Source organism: Burkholderia cepacia, assembly GCF_001039005.1.
GTDB classification, from domain to species: domain Bacteria; phylum Pseudomonadota; class Gammaproteobacteria; order Burkholderiales; family Burkholderiaceae; genus Burkholderia; species Burkholderia theae.
The window spans coordinates 1-9,789 of the sequence record NZ_LDWR01000132.1; the positions used below are offsets into that span (position 1 = coordinate 1).

Consider the following 9,789-nt stretch of genomic DNA (forward strand, 5'->3'; position numbering starts at 1 on the left):
TTCTACCCGCCACCTTCAGCTCCAACCTGACAGTACCCCCAACCGTCAGTCCTCGGATTCCTTTGAGTTGTAAGAGCGAGACCAATTAAGCACAAGAGCTTTGATCTTGTCTGCCAGGTCGGCCTGCGCCACGCCATTGATTCCTTTCAACGTCAACTCGGTGCGCCCATCGGGGAATTGTTTGAGGATGCCTATTTCGGTTCCATCCTCAAGCCTGAATGGAAACTTGGATTGGTAGTGCACTTTGCTTCGTACGGGGAATCTCGCCCTCGCCTCCTCCGAAGCAACTTGTTCGAGCTTTCGAACGCTAACTTTGCCGTCGACAACCTCTTGCAGCCAGTGTTTTGCGACAGCCTCGCCTGCACGATCGAAGATCAACTTCAGGTTGTAGGCATGAGAAAGCTTGATGACGTCGGCTTGCTTTGCCATTCGTTCCAACAGATTCGCTGGCATCGTTGTTAGCTGTAGAACCTTACTAACATGCTTCGGATCGCGCCCAACGGCGACCGCTAGCTCGTTCTGATCCCGGTAGACCTTGTCGTCGAGCAGTTTTTTCCATGCATACGCGTCGTCAAAATCTGTTTGCTCGTCACGATCCTTGTTTGCGTGATAGGCGCGCAGGTAAAGACTCTTTGCCTCGAGTACGTCCTCGATTACTTCAGCGTCGATGAACTCGTCGCGTCGCCGGGATGCTGCTCGCACCCGGCGTCCGCCATCGATAATTACCCATTTATCAGGATATTTCGGGAGGCGTGTGACCTTGATGGCCTCCAATTGCCCCTGCGACGCGAAGCTCTCGGCGAGCGCCCCAATCGTTTGATCGTCGTAGAACACCCGCGGGTTGTATGGGTTCGGGATAGTATCCGTGACGCGAATTTTCAGCGACCGACGGTCGGAGGCGATAGTTCCTCCTTCCACCTCGTTCGGGGTAAAGCGACTTACGATATCTTCCGAGAGTACGTGTGCTGCTTCACGATGAGCAATCTCGACGACATTGGCAGTGGTTAGCCGCTCCGTTGCGGCCTCCTTCTGTGCGGCCATACCGGCCCGCACCCGGCTCGTCAGGTCTAATTTCCTTCCCGTCATGCGCGTTCTCCTTCGTCGACAGTGGCTGCGTTTCCCGCATGCAAATCAACAACTGCGTCGAACAGCGCCTTGAAGTCTTGTTTGGCGGCCTTGACGTTCCGGAGCCCCTTCACGTCGAATACAGTTCGCCCAAACGCAGCGGCCTGTCGGTAAACCTCGCGCCTCGGAATCTTTTGATCCAGCACTGTGACGCCGCTTTCAGACAGTAACGCGACCATTTGCTCACTGAGCGCCGACCTGGATTCATATTTATTTAAAAAAATTGCAAATTTCCCGTTCGGATTGACTACCTGAGTCCGTTCGATCAAGGAAATCATCCCCTGGTTGCTCCACATTTCAAGAGGGGACACATCTGTTGGAACGAGAGTAACGTCCGCGACCGCAAGAACCCGACCGGTGGTTAGATCCGCGATGTTGGGCGGACAATCGACTACGACGATGTCGTAATCATTCGAGAGAGCCGAGATTTCGTTACCAATCATCTTCCCCAATTTCCCGAGGGAAACAACTCGAAACGGCAATGGTTGATCTTCTCCGGCAGTTGCTGCCCAGTTCATACAGGACTGCTGGTCGTCCGCATCGGCCACGAGCACTTTGTAGCCCTGATCGTGACATGCACCGGCCAAATTTATAGTGGTCGTCGTCTTCCCAACTCCACCCTTCTGATTTGCAACGGCGAATACCAAGCCCATATTGGAATCTCCCAAATCGGTCCGTCAGCGCAAACATCGGCCGCGCGTTCTCCACGTGGAGAACGAATAGATCAGATGGATCTTAGCCGACAATGTAAAGAAATGCAAACAGATTGTATTATTAAACAATGAATGATCATTCTTCACGTGGGGAATCCTGGGGCGAAGCGACGACTCCCCCGATCTTCGAAAGTGTAGGCCGGCGCATCAGTGGACCGGCGGCTTGGCCCGAGAAATTCTCCACGTGGAGAATGGAGGCTCTGAGATGTACGGCCCCCTGAACGATCGATGCGAGTTTTCATTCAGTGGTAGGGGCGACTCTCCACGGAAACTTACAATCGAGTCTCCACGTAGAGACTTCCTCGGTAGCGCCGGCCTCGGATCCGATGCGTTCCAATCTGTTGGCCAATCAATGGGATCGGTTTTTTGGGGGGGGGCTAATTTGCATCGCGTCCATATGCGCTATTCTCCACGTGGAGAATGGGCAGCCGAATCGCCCCGCGTCGCACCGGGGAAGCCAAACATCAGTAGCTTTGCTCAACCCCTTGGTGTGTCCCGTCCTTTCCGTCGAGCCACGCGGACGGCACCGATGCGGTGTCATCGTGAGCCTCGTTCGCATGAGAAATTTGCGGCTAATCGAAGAGAGTGCGGTGTCAATCGATGTTTTCAACTCGGATGCTTCGGGCCGACTCTCGAAGCGAGAGAGGGGGGCATAGCGATCATCGCCGACTCGTGGGGCACTGTACGCGACAGCTCAATAGTTGTTTGCCAAATCGACCTGATCGCCACCATGGAGACCGGGACTTTGATCGTCGAGGTCAAAGGATACCGGCAGTCGGCGCAGGACAGATTAATAGCTGTGACCTCTATCGAGCCCCCATCGAGGGGTCTGCGCTGCCACTAGCTTTTCGGCGCTGGGGGCTCAAACACAAATCCAGCCCGCAGGGCGATGATCCATACTGTGGACGTTGAGCGTCTGATCGAGTGTCCGCGCGGGCGGATCGGAAGGCGGGCCACGGTCGCATCGTTGCTTCCTATGTCCACTTTGAGTTCTGGCGTGTCGGCCTGGCTACGTCGTTCGGACAAGCTACCTGCAGCCGTGGCCTCTCAATCCAACGGGGCGTCGACTCGCCGTCATAGTAACGTTGAGCTCGGTAGTGCGCCGGTGGTCGCCCCGATTTTCGGTGCGCCCGCCGCGACGCCGACCGGCCCACACCCAGTGTCCACAAAGGTGAGCTAATCCGAATCGACGGCGCCCCTGTCGCCGTGCGCACACGGAATTGATAGGATCGGTATGTGCCGGACGCCGAAATCTTGGTCCGGCTGAGGCCTCCCTGACATCGATTGCGGTCGACGACCTTGCCGGAGTTCGTCCTGCTGCATATCACTGATAACAGGTAATACTTCTGGATACCTTTTGCTATGGCAACCTCGATCAAACTCGATGCGTCACTACGGGGCCGGGTCCGGCATCTGGCAAAGCAGCGTCGGCGCACGCCCCACTGGATCATGCGCGAGGCGATCGCGCAGTACGTTGCGCGCGAAGAAAAGCGCGAGTCGTTCAGTCTGCACGTCACCCACGCGGAGATGGACACGTACCTCGCGAAGCTCGAGGCCGGTGAGGGCGTGGAGCCGCCAGCGCGCCACGGCTGACCTGGACACGAACCGCTCATCAGGCCATCGTCTGCCTGCACCGATATCTCACGGATCAGGACCGAACGTTAGCGCAGCGCGCGATCAAGGCGATTCGCGCGGGCGTCAGCGTCTTGATCGCGCAGCCGCGGCTCGGACGGCCGGTGGACGACCTCGATGTCGCATTCCGTGAATGGCTGATCGACTTCGGCGATACCGGCTACATGGTGCGGTACCGGGGCGATGACGAAGCGGTGACGATTTTGAAGATCCGGCACCAGCGCGGAGCCAGGTACTGACACCGCGAGGTCGCGCGGCGCACGCAGGGCGATTCTCCTTCAGCAGGGGCCTCGCCGACCACTCACGCAGGCACGCACGACCGTTAACGACGGCGCGGTGCCGCTAAGCGCACGCAGGGGGGGGGCGATCAGTCACCAGGCAACGGCGCGCATTCCCGACCTACTTGGCACCGGATGCCAGCATCTCGCCGGTGTGGGACGCGGATCACTCGGCGCGCCGGCCAAGCCGCGCATCCCCTTGCACGTCGGGGTGCAAGCGTTCCGTAGGGCCGGCTTGCGCCAGCCGGACGCACGTGGGCGTAACGTCCGCTGAAACCCAGCTTGGCGCAGCGATCCTGCTATGCGAATGTCTTATATCATAGCGACGCCGTGTAGGTCCCGGAACACGCGCTGAGACGTAGAGGAAATTTGCGGACACAATTAATTTCCTTTACGTCAACGTCGTGAAACAAGCTTGCGGCACATTTAACCCCGCTTGTTGATCTCCTGACTCGTCTGAAATCGACGTACAAAGCTGAATCGGGCATTCGGATGAGCGTCCATCCGGCTAGGGAACTGGGGGCAACTTCCAAATTCCCACACTCATTCCCGGATGAGCCACTGATACAACTTGTTGAAGCTTCACAGCTAGCAACTGGCCGGGCAGTTCTCGACTTCGTATCGTCAGGTCCTACGGTCGTCGCTATGTGGTGCTTGAGTCAGACGACAACCGATTAGGTAAGTCAAATACTGATGCTGGAACTATAGCGACCCTGCTTACGAGCAGTACCGAGACGTTGTAAGTCAGCCTCGCTGTGGTGCAGGCTGGTCGGGATACCGCGAGTATGTAAGGGAGATTGCGTTCCATCGGTCTTGCAATGCAAATGTGCAATTCCGATCTGCATCGACGCAACTAACAGTCGTCCTTCGTGTCCCTGCTCGGGGCTTCCCGGTACCATATGGTACCGGGAAGCCGACATCTGGATGTCGTATCCGAGCCGCGTGCTGTCAGGGCTTTGACGTTCCGACCCGTAAATTGGGAGGCCATGCGCTAAACAGCCCCTCGATGCGAGAGGTTACTTCATTTTCGTCGGCACAAATACCACAATGCCTGTCCAAAATAGCGATTCGCGCCCGTTGAAACGCAACAGGGGTTAGTTGGGGGCAGCGGTTTGTGGATCGCCTAACTATGTAGCAAGCTTCTGAGTTCTCCTTTCTCGCGGTCTGGAGGGGTTGTCCATCGCACTGAGGAGCCTTGGGTGCACGCGACCGGCTGCCGCGTCGCCGTGAAACAATTCTGGGTGCCGTATCGAATATTGGAAAGCCTTATTGCATAAGGCGTTTCGGGCATTTGTAACGTATTTGGTGTCGATGTTTCACGAGACTGTGCGCGAGGAAACCACAAGTAGCACCATCAGAAGGTGTTCTGACAGCGGAGATGTCGACTTTGACAGGAATGTGGCATTTGATACGTATTGTGTAGTATTTCATCCGATAACTTCCGTAGGACAAAGCAAAGATGTCAACTCGGGACGTCCGCTGCACAAGGCCTTCGATGCTTCAATTGACAATTTTATTGGCAGTCTCATCAAAATAAACACGTCAATTTGCATAAGTCCGAATTAAATTCGTCAATTCGCGTCCTAGACTTCGAATCCCGTCCGTAAGGCCTTGATCTTATGGAACATTCCCCACCGATTGCGCCGGTCGTGGTCGTGCGGCCGCGCGGTGCGCATCGCTTCGAGACGTTCAGTCCCAAGCTCGCCCGTCGTGTCACGCTGTATCGACGGCCGGCGCTCGCGCAGTGGCTCGTACTCGAGTCCGAGCCGGCGGTGCGCGCCTTTTGCGAGCGACCGGGCTATGTGAGGCTGGACGGACAGCGGATCCTCGCCGACTTCTGGGTGCGCTACGTCGACTGTCAGGAATTAATCGTCCTGCCCGACCCGATGGCGATGCCCGACGGCCAGCCGCAGGCGCCGATCGCGGCCGACGCGATGACGGTGCGGCTCATCGCGCCGGCCGAGCTCGCGGCGTCGCGCGTGTGGGGTGAGAACTGGCAACGCATGCTGCCGTGCCTCATCGCGGCACGCGGGCTGCTGTCCGAATCGCTCCTCGACGACATCACGCGTTTCGTCGCGCACCCCCAACCGTTGCTCGCGATCGAACGCGCGTTCTCAACCGGCGATCCGATGCCGGTCCGCGCCGCGGTGTTCAGTCTGCTGCACGCCGGGCGCATTCAGGCGCCTGCGTTGCACACCGAGGCGCTATCGTTGCTCACGTCTTTTGTCGCGAGCGACACCGTATCATGAATCGCCGCAAACCCGCATTCCAGTCGCTCAACGTCACGACCTGGCCGACGTTGGCGTGGACCGGGCTCGATCCGGCCATCGCCGAGCCCGTCAAGGTACGCATGCAGGCGATCGAGCGCTACGCGCGCGGCGATGCCGTGCACGACATCGAAGCCGCGACCGGCGTCAATCGGCGGCAACTCTATCGGCTGCTGGAGCGTGGACTCGCACCGCATCCCGATGGACGGATCTACGGCTACCGGGCGCTCGTTGCCCACGTGCGTGTTGCGGAGTATGTGCGCATGCAGCCCGTCACGCAATGCAGCGAGCGCGGCAGCCGTGGCATGGTGGGCGCGCTAACGCAATTGCTGGAACGCTATCCGGTGCTTGCCGGCTGGTTGCGGCTGCAGCTCAAGCAACGCCGGGTGACGCTCGAGCAACGGCCCACCGACGGCGACTTGCGCACCCGCCTGCGGGGCCTGCAGGCACTGCACGCGGCGTTTCTGCAGCAGTGTCGGCAAGTCGGCCTCACGGCCGCCGATTACCCGTTCAATACGGCGGGCCACGCGATCCGCTCGCTGTCGGCGCGCGTCAAGACCGAACTGCTGCGTGGCTTCGGCACCGCGGCCCGCGCGGCCGGCGCCGCACACCTCAAAGGCCTGCCACACCCCGACGAGGCCGCCGCGCCGGTTGCCCGTCGTCCGTATCAGGTCGTCGAATTCGACGGCCACCGGCTGGATATCCGACTGAAGGTCGTCGTGCGCGATCCGTTGGGATTCGCGCACGAATTCGAGATCGAGCGCGTCTGGCTGCTGGTGATCCTCGACGTGTGCACGCGCGTGGTGCTCGGCCATCACCTGGTGCTGGCCCGCGAGTACAGCCGCTACGACGTCATCAAGACCATCGAGCAGGCGCTCGAGCCGCACCCCGCTTGTACCTTCACAATCCCGGGCCTGGCGGTCGAACCGCAGGACGGTTTTGCGTCGCAGCGGCTGCCCGAGCTCGCCTACGTGACCTGGGAGTGGATCAAGCTCGACAACGCGAAGGCGAACCTCGCGGCCGACACGCTGACCGCGTTATGCGAATTCGTCGGCTGCAGCGTCGATGCGGGCCCAAAATACCATCCTGACGAGCGGCCCTATATCGAGCGCTTCTTCGGCACGATCGCAAGTCGCCTGTCGTCGCGCCTGCCGGGCTACACCGGCGCGCATCCGCACGACCTGCGCCGGGCGCTGGCCGACCCGAAAGGCAACCTGCGCCTGTACGTGTCGCTCGACGAACTCGAGGAACTGGTCGACTATGCGATCGCCCGCTATCACGGCACGCCGCATGCGGGCCTGAACCACGTCACGCCGCTCGAGGCAATGGCGTATTGCGTGCGCGGCCAGCATCCACTGCTGACCTGGTTGCCCGAACCCCGTCGTCGCATCCTGTGCCTGATGCAAGCGGCAAAGCGTTGCCGGGTGCGGGGCTATCTCGAACAGGGCGTGCGCCCGCACATCAATCTGTACGGCGTGCGCTATACCAACCCGGTGCTCGCCTGCAGCCCGCAGCTGATCGGGCGTGCGTTGCTGATCTACCTGAACGCGGACGATCTGCGCTGCGTGCGCGCGTTCCTGGCCGACGGCGCCGAGCTGGGCGTGCTCGAGGCGCAGTGGGCCTGGCGCGTCGTGCCGCACAATCTCAAACTTCGGCAGGAAATACAGAAGCTGCGCGGCAAGCGTCGCGCTCGCGCGGCACACGGCGCCAATCCGATCGAGGCGTACGTGCAGCGCAAACTCGGCGAGGCCAGGCAATCGCGCAAGGCGGCCTCCGAGCTCGCGCAAGCGGTGCGGATTCTCGCGGCCGCGCCCACCAGCCGGACGCCGCCCGGTCCCGTGATACTGACGGCGTCCGATTCAGCCGCGGCGCCGGCCACCACGGAAGCCCCACCGCGAATGCCAGCCCGCTCACGCAAACTCGCGATCGGGACGGGCCAGGTCTTTTAACCCCGGGAGGTGTCTTATGTCGCTGCAGATTCCGCGTCCCATCGATCCCCTTGCATCCGTTGGCGACCGGCAACTACCGCATCGCCACGCCCGCGATCGAAGCGTTTTACGCGCTCGTCACCAAGTGTCTGCGGTACCGCATCATGGGCGCGCTCATCTATGGGCCGTCGCGGATCGGTAAGACGCGCGCGATCGAATATCTGCGCTTGCTGTTGGCGCGCGACCTCCCGAAGATCACCAGCTACCACGCGCAATGCGAGCACAAGCCGTGGCATGCCGAAGGCCCGTTCTTCGTCAACCTGCTCGAGGCCGTCGGCGATCACGCGCCCAACGCGGGCACCAATTCGGCCAAGCGGATGCGCCTGACGCTGCGCATCCGTGAGGCGGCCGCCCGCGCCGGCAGCGGCACCGTGCTGCTGTTCTGCGACGAAGCGCAACGCTACAACGAGAACGAATACGAATGGCTGCGCGACGTCCACGACGCGCTCGACCGGCAGCAGATCAAGCTGCTGACCTTTCTCGTCGGCCAACAGGAACTGCTCGCACAGAAGACTGCGTTGCAGATGGCCGGCAAGACGCAGATCGTTGCGCGCCTGATGGTCGAGGAGCTGGCGTTTTACGGGATCCGCCACGTCGACGACGTGGCAACCTGCCTGAACGGCTACGACCAGACCGCGTATCCGGCGGGCAGCGCCTGGAGCTTTACGCGCTTTTATGTTCCGCAAGCGTTCGACGCGGGCTATCGGCTGGTTGACGACGCGGGCACACTCTGGCACACGTTCGAGGCGGCGCACCACCGGGCCAGCCTGCCGGGCGCGCTCGAGATTCCGATGGAGTCGTTTGCGCGTGCGGTCGAAATTGTGCTGAAAGACAGCGAACTGCAGGACGCGGCCGGCTACTGCCCGGCGCCGGCCTTGTGGGCGCACGCGGTGCATCAATGCGGTTACGTGCAGTCCCGCCATGCGACCGGCCGCGTCCTCGTCACCGCGTAGCGGGCCCGCGCTGCGGCCGCCGCGCCTGCCGATCCTGACGCTCGACGAGCAGACCCTGACGCCGTCGCTCGGCTACGTGTTCAATCCGCGCTGGCTCGACCCGTGCGAATCGCTGGTCTCGATCTTATGGAAGGTCGAGACCGTCAACGCGCTGCCCGGCCACGTCGTCGCGCGCTTGATGGGCCCGGACATCGATCCGTACGAAGGCGTGGTGCCGCAACTCGGCGCGGTCAACGTCGCGAGACTGCACCGCACGCTCGGCCTGCCGCTCGCGCCGCTTCAGATCGCCCTGTTGCATCCGAGCCAGCGGCGCCGCTACAGCCCGCTGTTTCGGCACTGCCGGCGGTGCATCGCGCGCGGCTATCACAGCGTGCTGCATCAGATGCTGAATATCCACACCTGCCCGGCGCATGCTCGTGCGCTGGAAACCGCGTGCCGACGCTGCGGCTATCAGGCGCCGTATGTCGTGAATGTCCGATTGCTCGAGTCGCCGTATCGGTGCGCGATGTGTGGCGGCAGTTACGGGGGCGGCGGCTGGTCGCCGGATACCGCGCGTCCGATGCCGCCCGAGTACCGGATCGCGTTGACGCGGCGCTATTACGAACGACACTTGGGATAACGACGCGACTTGGACAGGCGGCCACCGACCAACGGTCCGATGGCTTGATCTGGCTCGTACTGCTCCTTCACTGGGTTGCTCCAGCGCGTCGCGCTTGCGCAAATCGCCGACGGCCGTGCCATGCTGGCCACATGGAGCATGCACACCCTGCACAACCATCATCTGTCTGTGCTTGCAGTGAGCCATCGAGACGTAGGGCATGAAACAAACGGAC

Annotated in this window: 8 protein-coding genes; 6 read left to right on the forward strand and 2 right to left on the reverse strand. The window is 61.1% G+C overall.

Annotation, left to right across the window (positions count from 1 at the left end; all coding sequences use genetic code 11):
• Positions 1-45: 45 nt before the first annotated feature.
• Together VL15_RS38605 and parA are read right to left on the reverse strand one after the other, a co-directional pair.
• Positions 46-1,086 carry a ParB/RepB/Spo0J family partition protein gene (locus VL15_RS38605; RefSeq protein WP_048252146.1) on the reverse strand — a complete coding sequence of 347 codons (1,041 nt, stop codon included), beginning with the start codon at positions 1,084-1,086 and terminating at the stop codon, positions 46-48.
• On the reverse strand, positions 1,083-1,778 hold the full coding sequence (gene parA / locus VL15_RS38610; protein WP_048252147.1) for a ParA family partition ATPase: 696 nt from the start codon (positions 1,776-1,778) through the stop codon (positions 1,083-1,085). Before parA ends, VL15_RS38605 begins: the two co-directional genes overlap by 4 nt.
• A 1,422-nt stretch (positions 1,779-3,200) precedes the next feature.
• Here parA and VL15_RS38615 point away from each other — a divergent pair.
• From VL15_RS38615 to VL15_RS38640, 6 genes are all read left to right on the forward strand, one after another.
• Positions 3,201-3,431 (forward strand): CopG family ribbon-helix-helix protein, encoded by a 231-nt coding sequence (locus tag VL15_RS38615; RefSeq protein ID WP_048252148.1) that lies wholly within the window; start codon positions 3,201-3,203, stop codon positions 3,429-3,431.
• On the forward strand, positions 3,428-3,709 hold the full coding sequence (locus VL15_RS38620; RefSeq protein WP_048252149.1) for a type II toxin-antitoxin system RelE/ParE family toxin: 282 nt from the start codon (positions 3,428-3,430) through the stop codon (positions 3,707-3,709). Before VL15_RS38615 ends, VL15_RS38620 begins: the two co-directional genes overlap by 4 nt.
• 1,658 nt (positions 3,710-5,367) lie before the next feature.
• Entirely contained in the window at positions 5,368-5,997 is a 630-nt protein-coding gene (locus VL15_RS38625; RefSeq protein ID WP_048252150.1) for a hypothetical protein, read from the forward strand.
• On the forward strand, positions 5,994-7,964 hold the full coding sequence (locus tag VL15_RS38630; protein WP_048252151.1) for a DDE-type integrase/transposase/recombinase: 1,971 nt from the start codon (positions 5,994-5,996) through the stop codon (positions 7,962-7,964). The genes VL15_RS38625 and VL15_RS38630 overlap by 4 nt, the downstream gene beginning before the upstream one ends.
• A gap of 50 nt (positions 7,965-8,014) precedes the next feature.
• Positions 8,015-8,956 carry an ATP-binding protein gene (locus tag VL15_RS38635; RefSeq protein WP_230684630.1) on the forward strand — a complete coding sequence of 314 codons (942 nt, stop codon included), beginning with the start codon at positions 8,015-8,017 and terminating at the stop codon, positions 8,954-8,956.
• Complete coding sequence (locus VL15_RS38640; RefSeq protein ID WP_048252153.1) at positions 8,925-9,575, forward strand: hypothetical protein; 651 nt, start codon at positions 8,925-8,927, stop codon at positions 9,573-9,575. The genes VL15_RS38635 and VL15_RS38640 overlap by 32 nt, the downstream gene beginning before the upstream one ends.
• The last annotated feature ends 214 nt before the right edge of the window (positions 9,576-9,789 follow it).